Raw genomic sequence first — 20,641 nt, forward strand, 5'->3', positions numbered from 1 at the left:
ATTGTAAAATTACTTTGTAACTTTGTAGCTTAATGTTTTACCAAATGAAATATAAGATATCTCTTTTTCTACTTTTTGTTTTTGTATTGAATTCATGTCAGAACGAAGATGAAAAACGCCGTGCTGAAAACGAAAAAGAAGCCAAAAAAAAGGAAGTAATTTTTAATAAAATCAATAAAGGCTGGGATTTTATCGATGAGCCTATCAACGAAATTTCAGAGCAAAAAGTGAATTCGTGGAATGAATGGCGTGACTTTTTAAAAGAACTCGGAGATAAGCCAAGAAAGACAATTGGGGCCTTTCAAAAGAAATCAACAGCGATTTCCAAAAAAGTAATGGCTTTGAATAATAACATTCCTGCAGAATTTAATATTCCACAGATCAGAAGCCGGATTTCTATTCTAATTACAAAAGTCAGAATGATGGATTTATTTATTCATTTAAATCAGATCCCATCAGAGAAAGTAACGTTTTTAATTGGTGAGATTAACAAAGAACTGGTTTCATTAGAAAGACAGATGGATCTTATTATGGTAAAAAGTAAAATTCCGAAAGAGGAAGGGGAGGAAGAGTTCTTAAAAATGTTAGATACAACACGTGCAATCCCAAATGCAACTACAGTTCCCATTCCTGTAAAAAATATAGATCCAAACACATCAAAAGTTGAGTAAAAACGCCTTATATACCCTGTATGATAATCTGCCAAAGAATCAGCAGATTGCCACGCAATTATTGGAGCAGAAGCAAATAAAAATGCATCTTAACGGATTGTTAGGGTCAGCGGTTTCATTTGTTATACGTGCCGTTTTCAAAAAATCGGAATTGCCTTTCTTGGTTATTTTAGACAATAAAGAAGAGGCGGCTTATTACCTGAACGATCTCGAACAAATGATTGGAGAACAGGATGTATTGTTTTATCCCGCGTCGTTTCGTCGTCCATATCAAATTGAGGAAACAGATAATGCGAATGTTTTGCTTCGTGCTGAGGTTTTGAACCGAATTAATTCCCGTAAAAAACCCGCTATAATTGTTACCTATCCGGAAGCGCTTTTTGAAAAAGTTGTAACCAGAAGAGAACTCGATAAAAATACACTTAAAGTCGCTTTGAACGATAAAATTTCGATCGATTTTATCAACGAAGTTTTGTTTGAATATGAATTTAAAAGAGTCGATTTTATTACCGAACCGGGAGAGTTTTCTGTTCGTGGAGGAATTGTTGATGTATTCTCATTCTCAAACGATCATCCCTATCGAATAGAGTTTTTTGGTAATGAAGTAGACAGTATCAGAAGTTTTGATGTCGAAACACAGTTATCGGTAGAAACACATAAAAAAATCACAATAATTCCAAACGTAGAGAACAAGCTTTTTCAGGAGAACAGAGAGAGTTTCCTGGATTATATTGCAGAGCGAACGGTACTGTTTGTTCAAAACACAGATGGGCTTCTAACGCAGTTGGACAAACAATTTGGCAGAGCCGAAGAAGCTTTTGAGAAACTTTCAAAAGAAATAAAACGCGCTGAACCTGAAAAGTTATTCTTAAATCAAAGCTCATTTATCAAGCGGGCGTTAGATTTTTCGATAGTAGAATTGGCTTCGAAACCTGTTTTTAAAATCACAAAAACATTCGATTTTCACATTCACCCTCAGCCTTCCTTCAACAAACAATTTGATTTGCTACTGAATAATCTGAGTGATAATCATTTTAACGGATATAAAAATTATTTGTTCTGTTCGAATGAAACTCAGGCCAAACGTTTTCATGACATTTTTGAAACGTTAGATGAAGCTAATTCCGAGAACATTAGAAAACAATATAATACCGTTGTCTTGCCTTTGTATCAGGGTTTTATTGACGAAGAAAGTCAAATTACGGCCTATACCGATCATCAGATTTTTGAGCGTTATCACAAATTTAATATCAAAAATGGTTATTCAAAGAAGCAGAACATTACACTTAAGGAATTAACTGCGCTTTCGGTTGGTGATTATGTAACACATATCGATCACGGTATTGGGAAATTTGGCGGTCTGCAGAAAATTCAGGTCGAAGGTAAAACGCAGGAAGCCATAAAACTGGTTTATGCGGATAACGATATTGTGTATGTAAGTATTCATTCGCTTCATAAAATTTCAAAATACAACGGAAAGGACGGAACTCCTCCGAAAATCTATAAATTAGGATCGAACGCCTGGAAAGTTTTAAAACAAAAAACCAAAGCGCGTGTTAAACATATTGCTTTCAATTTGATTCAATTGTACGCGAAACGACGTTTGGAAAAAGGGTTTCAGTTTGCACCGGACAGTTATTTACAAAACGAATTAGAAAGTTCATTTATATACGAAGATACGCCGGACCAAACCAAATCGACGCAGGAAGTTAAAGCCGATATGGAAAGCGATCGCCCAATGGACCGCTTGGTCTGTGGTGACGTAGGTTTTGGAAAAACTGAGGTAGCGATTCGTGCGGCATTTAAAGCGGTAGACAATAGTAAACAGGTAGCTGTTTTGGTCCCTACTACTATTTTGGCTTACCAGCATTACCGTACCTTTTCGGAACGATTGAAAGATATGCCGGTTACTATTGGTTACATGAACCGATTTAGAACGGCCAAGCAGAAAGCACAAACGTTAAAAGATTTAGCAGAAGGGAAACTGGATATTGTGATAGGAACTCATCAGTTAGTCAATAAAAATGTAGTTTTTAAAGATCTTGGTTTATTGATTGTCGACGAGGAACAAAAGTTTGGAGTGAACGTAAAAGATAAACTTAAAACTATTGCTGCCAATGTCGATACCTTAACCTTAACGGCAACGCCAATTCCGAGAACACTTCAGTTTTCATTGATGGCAGCCAGGGATTTATCGGTTATTACAACGCCTCCGCCGAACCGATATCCTATTGAAACCAATGTTGTTGGGTTTAATGAAGAAATAATTCGTGATGCAATTTCGTATGAAATTCAGCGTAACGGGCAGGTTTTCTTTATTAATAACCGAATCGAAAATATAAAAGAAGTGGCTGGAATGATTCAGCGTCTAGTACCAAATGCCAGAGTCGGAATCGGTCACGGACAAATGGAGGGTGCGAAACTCGAAGAATTGATGCTGGGTTTCATGAATGGCGATTTCGATGTTCTGGTAGCCACAACAATTATCGAAAGTGGTTTGGATGTGCCCAATGCCAACACGATTTTCATTAACAATGCCAATAATTTTGGACTGTCTGATCTGCATCAAATGCGCGGTAGGGTAGGTCGAAGCAATAAAAAAGCATTTTGTTATTTTATCTGTCCACCTTATTCATCCATGACCGAAGATGCCAGAAAACGTATTCAGGCTTTGGAGCAATTTAGCGAACTCGGAAGTGGTTTTAACATTGCAATGAAAGATCTTGAAATTCGTGGCGCAGGAGATTTATTAGGTGGAGAACAAAGTGGTTTCATTAATGAGATTGGATTTGATACGTATCAAAAGATCATGAATGAGGCGATCGAAGAATTGAAAGAAAATGAATTCAAGGATTTATACCCGGAAGAGAATGATATTGAAACGAAAGAATATGTAAAAGATTTACAAATCGATACTGATTTTGAGTTGTTGTTTTCTGATGAATACATCAATAATGTTACCGAACGTTTGAGTTTATATAACGAGTTGGGTGGTGTGAAAAACGAACAGGAGCTTGTTGTGTTTCAAAATAAATTAATTGACCGTTTTGGTCCGATGCCGCCTCGTGCCAATGCTTTGATGAATAGTATTCGCATCAAATGGATTGCTACAAGTGTGGGTATTGAGAAATTAGTGATGAAAAAGGGCAAAATGATTGGTTATTTCGTTTCGGACCAGCAATCTGATTATTACCAGTCCAAGCGTTTCCATAAAGTGATAAAATTTGTACAAACCCATAGTAATCTTTGTCAAATGAAAGAAAAACAAACGCCTAACGGTCTACGACTTTTATTGACCTTTGATAATGTAAAATCGACCAAACGAGCGTTGGAATTGATGGAGATGTTGGGAGAATAAAAGAGGTCGCCACAGACTAAAAAGATTTTCACGAATTGTAAGATTTTTTAATTACCTAATCTGTGGTGGAAAATGAAAATTAAAGGGGGGTACTTGAAGCTTTAAAGATTAAGTTTTATTTGTCTTTTATTTAAGAAAATTCTTAGAACTAAAAGATTTACTTTGGATCAAAATTTCAAAGTAAATCTCAATATGCAATATCAAATTATTCTTCTGTTTTTATTTTTTGGATTAACTTCTTTATCGGCTCAGCAAACAAAGAAAATTGTTTTAGATGAGTCGCTAAAATCAGAAACGATTGATCCGCTTCGTCCTGCACAAGCAGCATTTTATTCGGCTATATTCCCTGGTTTAGGACAGATTTATAATAAGAAGTATTGGAAACTTCCATTGGTTTACGCAGCAATCGGGACAAGTGCTTATTTTTTTATCGATAGTCAAGAAAACTACAATACTTATAGAAACGAATATAAAAATAGACTTGCGGGAAACACAGGTAGTTCAGAATATTTAGAGAATTTAAGCAATAGTCAATTAATTTCTGCTCAAAAACAATTTCAACAAAACAGAGATTTGTCAGCCTTATGTATGGTGGGATTTTATGTTTTAAATATAATCGATGCTAATATTGATGCTGCTTTATCTCAATTTAATGTGAGCGAAAAATTAGTGTTTAAACCGCTAATGAATTTAAATAACATAAGTTCTGAAAATGATTTTGGTTTTGCCTGCATTTATTCATTCTGAGTGAAAAAGGAGAGTTCTTAGTAATTTTGCTTAAAATTCTTATAGATGATAAAAATCCTTTTATCTTTTATAGAAAAAGACAAAAGGATTATAAGGAAAGAAGCTTCACAGCTTCTTTTGAAGTTAATTCTTAGAGTTAGTTTTTCAGATCTTTAATCACTTTGAAAGCAACATCAACCTGATCTTCGCCAACTAAAATGGTGAATTCATTTGAAGTCGAAATTACCTCATTGATAATAATCCCTTCCCATGCCAAACGTTGGAAAATGAAGTAATAAATTCCTGGAACTACGATGTTCTCTTTTGGTAATTTTACAGTAATAGAGGCTAAATTATCTAATTTCTGAATTAGTTTCTCTCGCATAAAATGTTTTTCAACCAAATGATTTACACTGCTACTTACCACAATATTGGTTTCGTTTACTCCACGTGAGGAGGTGTAAAAGATATCAGATAAAGCATTAATGTCAGAAATTAAATCAGCCTGTTTATTTAAAACAGTTTCCGAAGCAGCAAAAGTATAATCCGTCAGTTCAGATCGAACGGTAATTTCGCCAATATTCTTAATTACTTTATTGATTTTATGATTCAATTTAAAATCCAGTTCTTCTGTGAGTCGTTTCAATGACATTACAACAGCGCCTTGTTTTACTTCCTTACCAAATTCACTTTCTAATTCGGTCATAATGTTCCGCGAAAGAGAAGTAAGGTTGATGATTCCAAGCGATAACGCATTTAATAAAAAGGGTTTTGTTTTAATGTAATTTTCGACGATTGAAGAAACGGTTTTCATAGTTTTTTTCTTTTTTTTTGTAACTTAATTGGGTTGGTGTAGTTAATTGTAGTGTTATAAAACTTTGCGAATATAAATAAAAGAACAATTTGTTACAAATATAACATTGTAAAATTATGTTAAAAATGGTAAAAAGCGTCTGTAATGTGTTCAATTGCAAATGTTTCCTTGTTTTTGTGTATGGCAATGATGTCAAAACGTATAGTAAAATCTATTTCCCTATCGTTTATGTAGGCATTTACTGCTTTTACCAGTAGCTGAATTTTTTTTGGTTTCACAAAATCCTGTGGTAAACCAAAATCCAGACTTGATCTTGTCTTCACTTCAATAACTGCCAAAATGGATTCTTTTTCGGCAACAATATCAATTTCGGCTTTTTGAAAAGTCCAGTTTCTATCAAGAATTTTGTATCCGTTTTGCTCCAGATATTCGACAGCGCGGTCTTCTCCTTCTTTTCCAAGTTCATTATGTTCGGCCATTTTTTTATTATGAAATTATGAGTTATGATCTTTTTATGCTGTAAAGGGTAATCTGCAAGAAAAGACGCGAAATAGCAAAGAATTGAGTAAAACTTTACTATTTCGCGTCTTTGCGAGAATATGATATGTGGTATTCAAAAATCTTTAGGGAAAAGAAATTCTGAGGTGCTATTATTTTTGAAAAGTAACAGTACTTCCCGATACATTTACGTCAATAGTAACAGTACTTCCCATAATTAAAGCCCTGTTGTCCTGAATGTGCCCGGCTGGAAAATTAAAAATCACCGGGATATTGTATTTTTTGGTAACATCATCTACAATTTCTACCGCATTTTTCCCCCATGGAACTTCGTTATCCTTCATTTTGGTCATGCCTCCAACAACAATTCCTTTGAGGTTTTCGATACATCCGTTGCGTCTTAAATTCATCATCATACGATCGATATGATATAGGTATTCATCTAAATCTTCGATGAATAAAATTTTATCCTTACAGTCGATTGCCGAGGGAGAACCCAATAAGCTGTATAAAATAGATAAATTTCCACCTACTAATTCACCGGTTGCAGTTCCAAATCGGTTCATCTTATCCGGACCAACTGCATAAGAAATTGGCTCACCAAATAAAGCAGATTTCATTGAACTAATCGCTGCGGGAGTAGCACGTGGCACTGTTACAGGCATTATACCGTGAATGGACTTATAACCCATAGTATTCAAATGATTGTGTAAAACCGTAACATCACTAAAACCAACAATCCATTTCGGATGTTGTTTGAATTTTGTAAAATCGAGTAAGTCGATCATTCTTACAGTTCCATAACCTCCACGAACGCACCAGATTGCTTTAATGTTTGGATTGTCTAACTGCTTTTGAAAATCGGCAGCACGCTGCTCGTCTGTACCCGCCAGTTGATTAAAATCCAAACCAATTGTACTTCCAACAACAGCTTCAAGTCCCCAGCTGTGCAATAAATCTATAGTGGGTTTTAAATTATCGTCTATGTTTTTTCTGGCTGTTGCTAAAATGGCTACAGTATCTCCTTTTTGTAAATAAGGTGGTGTTATCATGTTTTGTTGTGATTGACAGTTGAAGGATTGTAAAGTAAAAATAAGAAATACGAATTTATAAAAAGAAAAGTAGTTTCTGAAGTATTGATAAGGGCTTGCTTTCATGTTTTTTCTGCTGTTTCATTCGTAAGATAAAGCAAATATAAAGATTTTACAGTATAAAATAATTGGAAAATTCTTACAATTGGTTTTAATTGTTTAAATTGAGCCGTTTAAAGAGTTAAGTTTATGAGGGTAATTACTTTTCAATTCTGTTGTATTGCTTTTCTGTTTCTGGAAATTTTGCAGGCACAGCCCAAAAAGTATTGTATTCATACGGTTGCCTTTTACAACTTCGAAAATCTTTTTGATACTATTGATGATGTCAATACCAACGATGATGAGTGGACGCCCAATGGAGCACAGCATTGGACAATAGAGAAATACGAACAGAAATTAAAAAACCTCTCCAGGGTTTTGTCTGAAATCGGAAGGCCTGATAACTCCAACGCTCCAGTATTAATTGGAGGCGCTGAAATTGAAAACCGTGCTGTTCTGGAAGATTTGATTAAACAGCCTAAGTTGCTCCCTTTTGATTATGGAATAATTCATTTTGATTCACCGGACAAACGAGGGATTGATGTGGCATTGTTGTATCAAAGGAAATATTTTAAACCTACCTCGTACTCTAACATTCCATTGCATATCTATCAAAATAAAGTTTCGCTTAAAGAAGAGGAAATACAGAAGGAAGATGATATTGAAATCAAAATTGCTGACAAAAATCGGGTTTTTACCAGAGATCAGCTTTTAATTTCGGGATTCCTGGAGGGAGAAGAACTTCATATTGTTGTCAATCACTGGCCGTCCAGATCAGGAGGTGAGAAGGCAAGCAGTATTTTTCGGGAAGCTGCAGGCACTTTAAACAGAAGAATCATAGATTCGCTACAACGAATAAACCCCAATGCTAAAGTGATCACGATGGGCGATTTGAATGATGGTCCCTTTAATAAAAGTGTAAAAACAAACTTGGGCGCGAAGGCAAAGAAATCAGAAGTGGAGGAGTTTGGTGTTTTTAATCCGTTTGCGACAATGATTGAGAAAGGTTTGGGGACGATTGCATTTCGGGATTCCTGGGATATCTTCGATCATATTATCATAACAAAGTCGCTTATAGAATCAGATTTTTCAACCTTTAACTTTTGGAAAGCGGGGATTTTCAATAAGCCTTTTCTGATTCAGAGTTCAGGACAGTATAAAGGGTATCCGTTACGGCATATTCTAACCGAAGTTGGATTTAGTGATCATTTTCCAGTTTATATCTATTTGATTAAAGAGGTGAAGTAAGTCTCAGTTTTCAGTTTTCAGTCGCAGTCTCAGTCTCAGTTGATCACTGTTAACTGTTAACTGTAAACTGAGACTGCGACTGAGAACTGTGACTAAAAACTTTTCCTTAACTTAGCTTCTTAGAAACTTACTACCTTTAAAAAATGGGAATAGCAAAACCTTTCAATCTTACGAAGTGGATCGATGAAAACCGTCATTTACTCAAACCGCCTGTTGGAAATAAAAACCTCTACATTGATTCTGGTGATTATATAGTGATGATAGTTGCGGGGCCAAATGCCCGAAAAGATTACCATTACAACGAAACCGAGGAACTTTTTTATCAGCTTGAGGGAAGTATAAAAGTCATCATTCAGGAAGATGGAGAGCGAAAGGAAATGGAATTGCATGCAGGAGATATGTACCTTCATCCAGCCAAAATTCCTCATTCGCCAGTTCGTTCCGAAGGTTCAATAGGATTGGTAATCGAACGCAAACGTGCAGGGTTAGGTTATACTGACGGATTGCTTTGGCACTGTGATAATTGCAATCATAAACTATACGAAGTGTTTTTTGAATTGCATAATATAGAAAAAGATTTTCTGTCGCATTTCGAGCATTTTTACAATTCGTTAGCATTAAGAACCTGCAATAACTGTGGAACCGTAATGGAATCGGATCCCAGATTTGTGGCCAAGAAATAAGGATATAATCAGCAAACCCGACATGTTTTTAAAACTGTCGGGTTTAAATTTAAATGTTACAACTCAAAACGTTTCCCTTGCTCAGGATAAATAAGCTTTAGTCCCAAATCATTTTGCTTTTGCAGCTGTTCTTTCAGTTTTACAATATTTTTAGTGGGTGGTTTTAGATGTGTAACGATAATACTGAAGCCTTTCAAAGCATCTTTTCCCGATAAATCCGCTAAGGTGTGAAGTTCTTTCATCAGATAGTTTGGCGTCAGATGTCCAAATAAAAACTGATCCGGTTGTTCATTGGGGAAGGAAACTTCAATAAAAATACCTTTCAGTTGTTTGCTCTTAACCAAAGGTGCAATTGCGGTCCAGAGCGACTTTAACTTGTCGCTTTTTTCTACTGCATCTGGTCCGGTATCGCCGAGGTAAAGCAAGTACGATTCGCCACTTTTAATCAAGAAAGCAGTGCTCTCAAACGGATTCACATGACTTAACGGAAATGCTTTTACCGTCATCGTTGTATTGGTAATCGGAATTTCTTCTCCGATATTTAAAGTCTGAAAATGATATTTTTTTAACGGAGTTCCGGGACCTTTATCTCCAAAATTGGCCCAAGTCTGATCGTTGAAATAATGGTTTTCCATCATTTCCATGCATTTTTCAGTGGCATAAACTGTCTTAGAAGAATCCGCAGGAGAATTTATTATTAAACCCGAAACATGATCTAAATGCGCATGCGATATAAAATAACCTTTAATATATTTTCGTAAAACTTCGCTGGTCGAAACTTTAAAAACGTTATTCTCAATTGCCTTTTCAATTCCCGCATTTACCGTTCCGGCATCTAAACAGATAAAATCATGCGTATGTGTAGGGGCAACCAAATAGGCTGAAAGATTCTTCTCGTCTATTCCTCCTTTTATCCCTAAAGGAACGACCTGAAAGGGTTTTTTTTGCTCTTTTTGAGAAAAAGCATGAACTGAAATTAGGACGAAACAAACTAAAAATCGACTGAAAATGGACATATTTGAGTACTTTTATTACCGCAAATTTCATCAATTAAGACGAATAAATCACGCTATCGCGCTGTAATTCATTTTAATTAAACCTAAATTTACCTGATTTTAACAACTCAGTTCGATTAAATTTCGGCTTGAAATAATATCTTTACATAAAAATATAACAATTTTAACAAAAAAAGTTACAATGACAACAATAGCATCACAGTTTGGAATGAATGAGGCTCTGGAAAAATTGGGCATCAAAGCGATCAACGAAGGGACATCGACAGGTTTACAGAACTTTTCTTCCGGAGAAGTTTTAGATAGCTTTTCGCCGGTTGATGGAAAACTAATAGGATCGGTAAAAATGTCAACGCCTCAGGATTATGAAAAAGTAATGCAGGCGGCGACAGAAGCTTTTAAAACTTTTCGTTTAATTCCGGCACCGCAACGTGGAGAAATTGTACGTCAGTTTGGACAAAAGCTACGTGAAAATAAAGAGGCACTTGGTAAATTGGTTTCTTACGAAATGGGGAAATCATTACAGGAAGGTTATGGAGAAGTACAGGAAATGATAGACATCTGTGATTTTGCCGTTGGTTTATCGCGTCAGCTTCACGGTTTGACAATGCACTCTGAAAGACCGGGACACCGTATGTACGAGCAATACCATTCGTTGGGAGTAGTAGGGATTATTTCGGCATTTAACTTTCCTGTGGCAGTTTGGTCTTGGAATACGGCTTTGGCATGGATTTCAGGTGATGTTTGTGTTTGGAAACCTTCTGAAAAAACACCTCTTTGTGGAATTGCCTGTCAGAATATTATCGCTCAGGTGATTAAAGAGAATAATTTACCGGAAGGGATCTCTTGTTTGATCAATGGCGATTATAAAATAGGAGAATTAATGACAGCGGATACCAGAATCCCGTTAGTTTCGGCTACAGGTTCAACCCGAATGGGGAAAATTGTAGCACAGGCGGTTGCAGGACGTTTAGGGAAATCATTGTTAGAGTTAGGAGGAAATAATGCTATTATTGTGACTCCGGATGCCGATATTAAAATGACTGTTATAGGTGCTGTCTTTGGTGCTGTCGGAACGGCAGGACAACGTTGTACATCAACACGCCGACTAATTATTCACGAAAGTATTTATGATAAAGTAAAAGATGCTTTGGTTGCGGCTTACAAACAATTAAGAATTGGGAACCCATTGGATGAAAACAATCATGTGGGGCCGCTTATTGATACGCATGCGGTGGAGCAGTATGCTAAAGCTTTAAATAAAGTAGTTGCCGAAGGAGGAAAAATTTTGGTAGAGGGCGGAGTGCTTTCCGGAGAAGGTTATGAAAGTGGCTGTTATGTAAAACCTGCAATTGCAGAAGCACAAAATTCATTTGAAATTGTACAGCACGAAACATTTGCTCCGGTCTTGTATCTGATTAAATATTCAGGAGAAGTGGATAACGCTATCGATTTTCAAAATGGAGTTGCACAAGGATTATCATCTGCTATTATGACCAATAATCTTCGTGAAGCCGAAAGATTTTTATCTGTAGTGGGTTCTGATTGCGGAATTGCAAATGTAAACATTGGAACTTCAGGTGCTGAAATTGGAGGTGCTTTTGGGGGAGAAAAAGAAACCGGAGGCGGTCGTGAATCAGGATCTGATGCCTGGAAAATTTACATGCGTCGTCAGACCAATACAATCAATTATACGACAAGTTTGCCTTTGGCACAGGGAATAAAATTTGATTTGTAGTATTTGTTTCCAATAAAATTGACTAGTCCTAAAATAGGTTGACAAGTTTTACAATATTAATTAAAACCAGTAAAGTTCTCTTTGCTGGTTTTTTGATATACAAAATTAGGTGTTTTCATTTTCAAGCTTAAATGTGGTCTTTTTTGATTATAACATTCTACAGATTCTTTAATTAATTTACTTAACTCTACTGCTGATTTACATTTATAGATTAAAAATTCATTCTTTAAAATCCCATTGATTCTTTCTGCTAAAGCATTCTGATAACAATCATATCCATCGGTCATTGATGGCTCAATATTATTCTTTTTTAATTCATTTTGATAAACTTGGGAACAATACTGAAGCCCTCTGTCTGAATGATGTATTAGCGCAAGTTTATTTTTTCTATTCTTAACCGCCATCTTCAAGGCTTTAACAACATTCTCCGCACTCATATCGTCACTTAAATGATATCCGACAATCTTCCTGCTAAAAACGTCTGTAACCAATGAGAGATAATGAGTTCTTTCATAAGATTTCACGTAAGTTATATCGCTAACAAAAACCTGTTCAGGCCTGTATATATCAATATCTTTGAGAAGATTAGGATATTTATGAAGCCAGTGTTTAGAAAAAGTCGTTTTAATATAACTTTTTGCAGGCTTTATAAGCAACTGTTCTCTTTTTAGATACTTGAAAAATGCATCTCTTCCGATTTTGATCCCATTTTCAGCAAAACAATCCTCCAATAAAAAATAAAGTTTTCTTGTGCCTAATCTAGGCATTATTCTTCTTTGTTTTTCAACCAGTTCCCTAACTTTGAGCAATTGTTCTTCACGTATTAACAAGCGCGATTCATGCTGATAAATTGATTGTCGGCTTATCCCAAATAATCTACAGGCATAGGACATGCTTATTCCTTTTTCCTGCTGGATGCTTCTGATGGTTTGGGAGAAAACTTTTTTCTGATTTGAGTTCCATATTGACTGTCAGAAATATCAATCATAGTATTAAGAACCATGTTTTTCAGTTTTTCATCTGCCAGTTCTTTTTCTAATCTTTTGATAATCTGTGCCGGAGTTTCTTTTGATTTTGACATAAAAAGAAGATTAGGTTTACTCCAGTCTAAGTTACCAAATTTTCGCAACCAAACCAAAACAGTACTTCTTCCTTGTATGCCGTATTTCTTTTGTGCCTGCTTATAAGTAAGTTCGCCTTTTTCTACCTGAGAAATAACGGCTAATTTAAAGCCTATGTTGTAATCTCTCTGACTGCGTCGCTCTTTTTTAAATTCTGGATTATTCATAAATAAGTCAATTTTATGTCAACTTATTTCAGGACGAGACAAATATTAAAATGCAAAAGGCTTCCAATTGGGAAGCCTTTTGTTTTTAGAATGGTTTTTTGGGTTATTTTTTAAGAACAGTTTGCGTAAAGGAACCGTCAGTGGTAACGACTTTTAGCAGGTAAGTTCCAGATATGAGAGTACTTAGATCCATACTTTTAGTTTCTTTTCCGGAGGTTTTAACCAGATTGCCTGACATATTATAAAGGAACACTTTCTCTACGACCTGATTGGATTCTGAGAAATATAATACATCAGCAACCGGATTGGGGTATAAAATCACCTTGGAAGCTTTTGGTTCAGAGGCCGTGTTAGCTACTTGTGCCATTCGTAACGTAGCTCCGCTGTTGTACTCCGTATTGATGTAGAACAGATTGGCAACAGATCCTTTTGTAATGGTATTGGAACCTGCAGGGATAGTTGCGGATACAATTCCGGCCGATGCAGTATAGGAAACATTATTTACTTTAACAGTTCCGGTAAAGTTAGAATCAAAAACCAAAGTTAAAGTAGAAGGGTCTGTGGTCGTATACGTAATTGTAGTGCTTGACTCCATTTTTAAACGTGCCGTTAGCGTTAATCCGGCATAAGTTACAGATCCGTTAGTTGAATTCATATTTCCTGTAATGGTGTAAAATGAACTTGTTTTTCCTGATGCAGTAAAGTTGTGAATCTTATCACCGGCTGGTGTTCCGGTAGTAACCGTAAGCGTTCCTGAACCTGTTGCTGGTGTTCCGGTTCCGGTTGTGGCAACCGAATAAGAAACAGTAGCGGTTGGAGTTCCAGAAATGGTGATGGTTTTGGCAGCCGTATTTTTCACAAAACTAATTCCTGAAGCAGGCAATCCTGTTACCGTAGCGTCTGTTGCGTTTCCTCCCCAAGTGAAAACAATTGCATCAATGGCTGTTCCACTGGCAACAGTTTGGTTGTTATTATTTGTTGAGATTAAGGTTTGTGTTCCTGCTGCCGAAAGGGTGATAGTTCCTGAACCTGTAGCAGGAGTTCCGGTACCGGTTGTGGCTATAGAGTAAGAAACGGTAGCGGTTGGAGTTCCTGAAATAGTAATGGTTTTAGCTGCAGCATTTTTCACAAAACTAATTCCTGATGCAGGTAGTCCGGTCACAGTGGCATCTGTAGCATTTCCGCCCCAGGTAAATACGATAGAGGCAATTGCAGTACCGCTGCTTACGGTTTGATTGTTATTGGCTGTTGAGGTTAGTGTCTGAGAACTTGTAGGCGGATTGCCTTCTCCCTGAATAGCAACCAAAGCTCCTGTATAATTGGTAAGTGCCGATTTAAGTGCTGTAATTACAAGAGAAGAGGTATCGTCTACACTATTATCAAAGGTCCATTTTAAATCACCTCCCGATACACGTCCTGCGTATTGAGTGACCTTCGTTTTGGCTGTTGCCGGCTGTTCTATGGTTAGATTTTTGACATATAAGGCAGCATCGGTATCAAAGTTGTTGTAGGTATTGGCTCCCGATTTGGATTTAACCGAACTGCTTACCGTTTCGCCTCTTGTAGTCGCAAGATAGGCATCAAAATCTGTTGTTGAGCTAATTTTTCCGGCGATATTGTATAACGGATTAGGATCGTTGTAAGCCACAAAACGCATATTATTCGTTCCGTTTGAAGCGTCAAAAGTGTTGTTGAAGGCTTTTATAGATCCTCCGGCTTCCCCTGAGAAAGTTCCCATAGTTCCGGCATTGTTTACCTGATTGGCTTCGTCCCAGATATCAGTCCCCTGTAAAGAAGTCAGCATGGGATGTTTACTATTGCGGAAGTAATTTCCTTCCACAAATAAGGAAGAGCCTAAGGTAGACCCCGAACCGTATTTGGCTACACCATCAAAATAGTTGTTGTAGATGTGTGCCGAATAATAACGAACGCGAGGATGACGTGAATCAGAGTGATCAAACCAGTTGTGGTGATAAGTGATATACAGGCCGCTGGTAGTACCCTCGCTTAAACCTAAAAGACTTGCTTTTCCGTTGTCCCAAAAATGGTTGTAGGATAAGGTGATGTAGGTAGAAGTTTTATTGTCGAGTGCTCCGTCTCCTTTTATTTGATCGGCATCGCTTCCTGCATTTCCGTAGAACAAATCACAGTTGTGTACCCAAACGTGATCATTGTCCTGCTGCATGCCAACATTGTCACCGGCAGTGCTGTTGCAGTTCATAAAACCAAGATTGCTTACCTCTATGTTGGATGCCGATTTGAGACGTACGCCCCAGCCATTGGCTACAGCATCATTTCCTATTCCTTCGATTGTAAGATAACTGGCTGCATTGTTGGCATTTTCAATAACGACATCTCCGCCTTCCATCACAGACATGTCGGTAATATTTCCAATTAAACGAATGATAAACGGACGTGTGTCTTTCCCTTTTTTGATCGCATATAGTATGTTTTGCAGACTAACACAAGGATTTGCACTGGCACCGGTGATGTTCATCGAAATGTTATTTTTGGTATTTTGGGTGATGTATAAAATAACAGCATTGTCTTTTGGAGTTCCATCTGCTTTGTAGCCTCCGGGAACACGTCCGCCTTCAAAAGCAAATCCGTTGCGATCCTGAGCAGAAACGGTTAAAGTACTAGTTGTTGATCCTGTTCCCTCTGCACCTGAAATAATCGGTTTTACTTTAAGGGTATACGATCCGGCTTTAAGTCCCGGAATGTCTGCGCGGAAATAACTTCCGTAACTTCTAATTAGCTGATCGTCGATTTTTTGGTCTGTGATGCCGTTACCGGAGTAGTAAACGTTGTAGGTTTGTGCATTGCTTACAGGCTGCCATTTAACAAATGCTGACTCGAGCCAGCCTGAAGATTCTGTAATCTGAACTTGTTGTGCCCATAGGGGAATGGTGAGCAGTAAAAGCATCAGAATAAGTAGGTTTCTTTTCATAATTGTGGTTTTTCGGTTAATAAAGTTTTTTGTGTTATTGAATCAATAAGCTTCTTGTAATCGATTACACAAAAATATATTTATTTTTTGATATGTGTAAAATATTTGTAATAAAATAATATAAGTGCTAAAAATTTATACTTTTGAATATGAATTATGTAATAAATTGCATTTAATGCAATTTATTACATAATTAAGAAAAACCTCGCCACGTGTCATTTTTAATGTCCTTTGGAGTACTGTTTGGGAAATAAAATCAATGCAAAAAAGAGAAAGTAGTGAGTTTTCGGCAATTTTAGCAACAGTGCTTTATAGTAAGAAAAAAGTTATATTTTAAAATTAAAAATGATCCTTTTTATGCTCTAATTGTATTTTTTAGATTAAAAAACGAATCGTTTTTGAGCAAAAAAAGTGAAGTACGAATTTCTGGGACAGCAGACATTTTAGTTTTGGATGCAGAAAAATAATTAACAATTGGGATGAAAAGTAAGGGGAGTGGTTTGGGTAGTTCTGAATTAGAGAATGTTTGGCAGGGGGGTATAAAAAAAGCCTTTTGAATGTTCAAAAGGCTTTGATTTATGATAAAAAAAGAAATTAATCTTTGCTCGATAATTTTGATAATAAACGTAAAAATTCGATGTACAACCAAACCAATGTGATGATTAATCCCATTGCACCATACCATTCCATGAATTTTGGCATTCTTTGTTGAACTCCTTTCTCGATCTGATCAAAATCTAAGAATAAGTTTAATGCAGCGATAATAATCACAAAAACACTAATTCCGATACTCATCATTGAGTTTCCGTAATGAACCGGAGTCCAGCTTGTGAATAAAGAAACCAGCCATGAAATTAAATAATAAGTTGCAATGGCTAATGTTGCCGCAACCACTACTGACTTAAATTGCTCGGTAACTTTTACAATTCTAAATTTATACAAACCAAGGCATACCAAAAAAGTAACCAAAGTTGCTCCAACGGCATTAATTACAATTCCGGGATATTTGGCTTCAAAAATGGCCGAAATTCCTCCTATAAATAATCCTTCAAATAAAGCATAACCAGGAGCTAAATAAGGAGAGGCTTGCGGTTTAAAGGCTGAAATTACAACTAAAATTAGTCCAATGATTGCACCTCCGATAGCAGGCAGCATCACATTCATTCCATTAAATGCCATCCACCAGGTTACCATGGCCGATCCGCATAAAATTAAAAACAAGATAGCTGTTTTGTTAATCGTACCAGATAAGGTCATTTCCTGATTGTAATCAATAATTTGAGCCTGGTGTGCTTCTTCAGCTTTTGAAACAGCATTAGAGGAGAAACGCTTGTTGCTTAAAAATGGATTTTTTGAATTAAAGTTCATAATATAATTGGTTTTAAAAACTCTTCAAATATAATCGATATTTTTTGATACGCCTTTAATACTATGGAATTTTTAACAGTTCGGGGAGATTGTTTTGAAGCTTTATTCTTCTAAATAAAAAAGCCGTCAATGGGTATTGACGGCTCGTATATCTATTTTTAAATTTTTAATTTAAAAGATCTAAAACTAAAGAAGGGAATAAACCTAAAGCAATATTTAAGGCAATTGAAATTACTGCAACCGCATAAATAAGGAAAGGTTTTCCTGTACGCTCCTGGTTAGGTTCTTTAGAGTACATCGCTAGGATTAGTTTGAAATAATACCCAACACTAATAATTGAATTGATAACCGCTACAATTACTAAAGCAATGTATCCTGCCTGAATGGTTTGGTTGAATAAGAATAACTTAGCAAAGAAACCCGAGAAAATAGGAATACCAGCCATAGATAGCAAGGATCCCGTAAGGATTGCTGCCAATAACGGATTTGTTTTTCCTAAACCGTGAAAGTTCGTGATATCTTCGTTATCCTGATTTTTACATACATATAAAACAACACTGAATGCTGCGATTCCAGCCAATGCATAAGCAGCAGTATAGTACAATAAAACACCTGCTGATGTTGCAACCGTTAGCAAAGTCATTAACATAAAACCGGCATGCGAAATTCCTGAGAATGCCAACATACGTTTTACGTTTACCTGACGTAATGCCATTATATTTCCAACAGTCATAGAAGCAATTGAAATGATCACTACAATCGTTTCAAAAGTTCCTAAAAGATCCTGATTGTCTAAAGACGGAACTAAATTTAAAGCATAAACTAATTTGTAAAGTGTTGCGATCGCTACAACTTTTGCCAAAGTACTCATCAAAGCAGTAGTTAATGCCGGAGAACCTTCGTAAACATCCGGAGCCCAGAAATGAAATGGAACTGCTGCTACTTTAAACAACATACCGATAATCATCAAAATCATTCCAATTGGAAACCAGATTGGCAATTCGGCAGATAAAGATACTTCATGTATTTCAGCTACATCAAAAGTTCCCATTGCTCCGTAAATCAAACAAATTCCGAACAAAATGATTCCTGATGCGAAAGATCCCATTAGGAAATATTTCATACCCGCCTCGTTACTTTTTAGATTCAAACGATCGCTTGCTGCTAAAACATAAAGGGCGATTGACAGAATTTCAATTCCTAAGAAAAACATCGCTAAGTTTCCAAAAGAAACCATTGCTACTCCACCGGCCAATAAAAATACTTTGATCGCCACAAAATCGGAGATTTTGGTTGGATGATTTTCGTAAAAATTATGACTTAATGCTACCAGGAAAATAGTCAGCACAATAAACAACGATGAAAAGGTAACAGAGAATTTGCTCACTGTAATCATGTTGTTATAGTAACTTGCTGTTGATCCGAATTCGTAAAAGTTAAGCGCCAAAACACCTAGTAAACCTACGATGGTAATAGGAACAATGGCCTTTCTTAAATTAAGAATTTCAAACAATAGGCAGAAAATACCCAATCCTGTTATAGCTATTAATGTATTCATTTTTGTTTTTTTGATTTAGGAAATCTAAAACTAATGACGCCCTAATTTATTTTTATTTAAAATATTATTTAATTTTTTTATAGTGTTTAACGTTTTAAGTTTCTAAATAAATCTGAAATCAAAAATCGTTAATACTTATTCTAAAATCTTAATTTTTATTGATAACGTTCAGAATTGTTTCTAAACTTGGTGTAATCAAATCTGTAATTGGTTTTGGATAGAATCCGAAGAAAATTAAAACGGCAATAATTGCAACTAATGAAATTCCTTCATTAACAGAAACATCTGCAAAAGTTTTCGAATTGGTTTCTCCCAACATTACATTTTGAAACATTTTAAGCATATAATAAGCTCCTAAAATAATAGTTGTTCCGCCTAAAACAGCAAACCAGATATTAATTTGAGAAAGACTATACAAAACAGTAAATTCTCCAACAAAGTTAAAAGTACTTGGTAAAGCTACAGAAGCCAGTACCAAAATTAAAAACATTGAAGTGAATTTTGGAGATTGTGTACGGATGCCTCCTAATTTTGAAATTTCTCGAGTTTCATATCTTCTGAAGATAATTTCGGCAGCATAAAACAAACCTACTACCACAAAACCGTGAGCGATCATTTGTAATACAGCTCCACGTAAACCATCAATCGTTAAAGTGTAAGTTCCTGCAGCGATTAAACCAACGTGTGCCAAAGACGAGTAAGCCAATAATTTCTTTAAGTCTTTTTGTCTTAAAGCTACGATTGATCCGTAAATTACACCCGCAATTCCAAGGGCGATAAAGATGTCCATGTATTCTTTTGCAGCCAGTGGTGCAAGTGGCAATTGCCAACGAATTACACTGTACAATCCCATTTTTAACATGATACCTGATAAAAGCATTGTTCCAACGGTTGGTGCTTTTTGGTACACATTTGCCTGCCAGGTGTGGAAAGGAATGATTGGAATTTTAATAGCATAAGCTAAAAAGAAAGCTAAGAATATCCATAATTGCTCGCAAGCAGATAAGTTTAATTTGTATAAATCTTCGATTAAGAAACTACCTGCTTTTTGGTACAAATAGATGAAAGCTACTAACATGAACAAAGAACCTGCCAGTGTGTAGATAAAGAATTTAACTACTGCTTTTCTGCGCTCTTCGGCATCACCATTACCCCAGATTAGAGCAATGAAGTAAATTGGAATAAGAGCTAACTCCCAGAAAATATAGTATAAAAGACCGTCTGCTGCCAGGAAAGTTCCCGTCATCGCAAATGCCATAAATAAAATTAACGCGTAAAATGCTTTTGAATTTTTATATTCATTTCCAAAAGAAGAGAATATGATGATGGGTGTTAGCGCTACAGTCAATAAAAGCATGGCCATACCCAAACCATCTGCATTAAGGGCAAATGAAATTTTAGGTTGTGTAATCCACGTATTGATCAGGCTGATATTTTCGCCGGCACTAAAATGATTTAATAAAACAATTGAACAACCTAAAGCCGCCAAACTAAAGAACAAAGCTACTTTTGATGCTAGTTTGTCACCAACAAAATAAGTGGCAAATGCACCAATTAGAAGAATAATTAATATAAGAGAAACGTTCATAGTTGTAAAA

Annotated in this window: 15 protein-coding genes; 6 read left to right on the forward strand and 9 right to left on the reverse strand. The window is 36.1% G+C overall.

All coding sequences use genetic code 11. The features are described 5' to 3' along the window. Positions 1-44 precede the first annotated feature (44 nt). The 3 genes from OGZ34_RS05585 to OGZ34_RS05595 all read left to right on the forward strand — a co-directional run bounded on the left by OGZ34_RS05585 (position 45) and on the right by OGZ34_RS05595 (position 4,776). Positions 45-671 (forward strand): hypothetical protein, encoded by a 627-nt coding sequence (locus OGZ34_RS05585; protein ID WP_173965371.1) that lies wholly within the window; start codon positions 45-47, stop codon positions 669-671. Continuing rightward, a complete protein-coding gene (gene mfd / locus OGZ34_RS05590; protein WP_263362391.1) occupies positions 664-4,029 on the forward strand; it encodes a transcription-repair coupling factor in 3,366 nt (1,121 codons plus the stop codon). The genes OGZ34_RS05585 and mfd overlap by 8 nt, the downstream gene beginning before the upstream one ends. A 162-nt stretch (positions 4,030-4,191) precedes the next feature. After that, positions 4,192-4,776, forward strand: coding sequence for a DUF5683 domain-containing protein (locus OGZ34_RS05595; protein ID WP_317853248.1), 585 nt, complete (start codon positions 4,192-4,194; stop codon positions 4,774-4,776). 136 nt (positions 4,777-4,912) lie between these two features. Here the strand turns inward: OGZ34_RS05595 and OGZ34_RS05600 are convergent, their stop codons facing one another. From OGZ34_RS05600 to OGZ34_RS05610, 3 genes are all read right to left on the reverse strand, one after another. Next, a complete protein-coding gene (locus OGZ34_RS05600) occupies positions 4,913-5,569 on the reverse strand; it encodes a hypothetical protein (protein WP_008466087.1) in 657 nt (218 codons plus the stop codon). Between the two features lie 119 nt (positions 5,570-5,688). Further along, a complete protein-coding gene (locus OGZ34_RS05605) occupies positions 5,689-6,048 on the reverse strand; it encodes a YraN family protein (RefSeq protein ID WP_263362392.1) in 360 nt (119 codons plus the stop codon). A 171-nt stretch (positions 6,049-6,219) separates the two neighbouring features. Then, a complete protein-coding gene (locus OGZ34_RS05610) occupies positions 6,220-7,119 on the reverse strand; it encodes a S66 peptidase family protein (protein WP_263362393.1) in 900 nt (299 codons plus the stop codon). Between the two features lie 228 nt (positions 7,120-7,347). Between OGZ34_RS05610 and OGZ34_RS05615 the strand changes: the two genes are divergently transcribed. After that, on the forward strand, positions 7,348-8,445 hold the full coding sequence (locus OGZ34_RS05615) for an endonuclease/exonuclease/phosphatase family protein (RefSeq protein WP_263362394.1): 1,098 nt from the start codon (positions 7,348-7,350) through the stop codon (positions 8,443-8,445). A 143-nt stretch (positions 8,446-8,588) separates the two neighbouring features. After that, positions 8,589-9,128: a 3-hydroxyanthranilate 3,4-dioxygenase gene (locus OGZ34_RS05620; RefSeq protein ID WP_263362395.1), complete on the forward strand. Its 540-nt coding sequence runs from the start codon at positions 8,589-8,591 to the stop codon at positions 9,126-9,128. 56 nt (positions 9,129-9,184) lie between these two features. Here OGZ34_RS05620 and OGZ34_RS05625 read toward each other — a convergent pair whose 3' ends face one another. Then, entirely contained in the window at positions 9,185-10,144 is a 960-nt protein-coding gene (locus OGZ34_RS05625; RefSeq protein WP_263362396.1) for an MBL fold metallo-hydrolase, read from the reverse strand. 181 nt (positions 10,145-10,325) lie between these two features. On the opposite strand from OGZ34_RS05625, the gene amaB reads away from it, so the two are divergent. Continuing rightward, a complete protein-coding gene (amaB, locus tag OGZ34_RS05630) occupies positions 10,326-11,879 on the forward strand; it encodes an L-piperidine-6-carboxylate dehydrogenase (RefSeq protein WP_263362397.1) in 1,554 nt (517 codons plus the stop codon). Between the two features lie 56 nt (positions 11,880-11,935). Here the strand turns inward: amaB and OGZ34_RS05635 are convergent. From OGZ34_RS05635 to OGZ34_RS05655, 5 genes are all read right to left on the reverse strand, one after another. Next, positions 11,936-13,167, reverse strand: a protein-coding gene (locus OGZ34_RS05635; protein ID WP_263362398.1) for an IS3 family transposase whose coding sequence is annotated in 2 segments (ribosomal slippage) — positions 11,936-12,819 and positions 12,819-13,167 — 1,233 coding nt in all. Because the reading frame shifts where the segments join, the coding sequence is not laid out codon by codon here. A 103-nt stretch (positions 13,168-13,270) separates the two neighbouring features. Next, positions 13,271-16,117 carry a pectate lyase family protein gene (locus OGZ34_RS05640; protein WP_263362399.1) on the reverse strand — a complete coding sequence of 949 codons (2,847 nt, stop codon included), beginning with the start codon at positions 16,115-16,117 and terminating at the stop codon, positions 13,271-13,273. A 594-nt stretch (positions 16,118-16,711) separates the two neighbouring features. Next, the gene (locus OGZ34_RS05645; RefSeq protein ID WP_173965362.1) at positions 16,712-17,485 is read right to left on the reverse strand and encodes a Bax inhibitor-1/YccA family protein; all 774 of its coding nucleotides are present in this window, start codon (positions 17,483-17,485) and stop codon (positions 16,712-16,714) included. A 166-nt stretch (positions 17,486-17,651) separates the two neighbouring features. Continuing rightward, the gene (locus tag OGZ34_RS05650; RefSeq protein WP_263362400.1) at positions 17,652-19,043 is read right to left on the reverse strand and encodes an NADH-quinone oxidoreductase subunit N; all 1,392 of its coding nucleotides are present in this window, start codon (positions 19,041-19,043) and stop codon (positions 17,652-17,654) included. Positions 19,044-19,191: 148 nt separating this feature from the next. Continuing rightward, positions 19,192-20,631 (reverse strand): complex I subunit 4 family protein, encoded by a 1,440-nt coding sequence (locus OGZ34_RS05655; protein ID WP_263362401.1) that lies wholly within the window; start codon positions 20,629-20,631, stop codon positions 19,192-19,194. Between the last annotated feature and the right edge of the window lie 10 nt (positions 20,632-20,641).

Origin of the sequence: Flavobacterium collinsii (assembly GCF_946903285.1) — a bacterium.
In the GTDB taxonomy this organism is placed as follows: domain Bacteria; phylum Bacteroidota; class Bacteroidia; order Flavobacteriales; family Flavobacteriaceae; genus Flavobacterium; species Flavobacterium collinsii.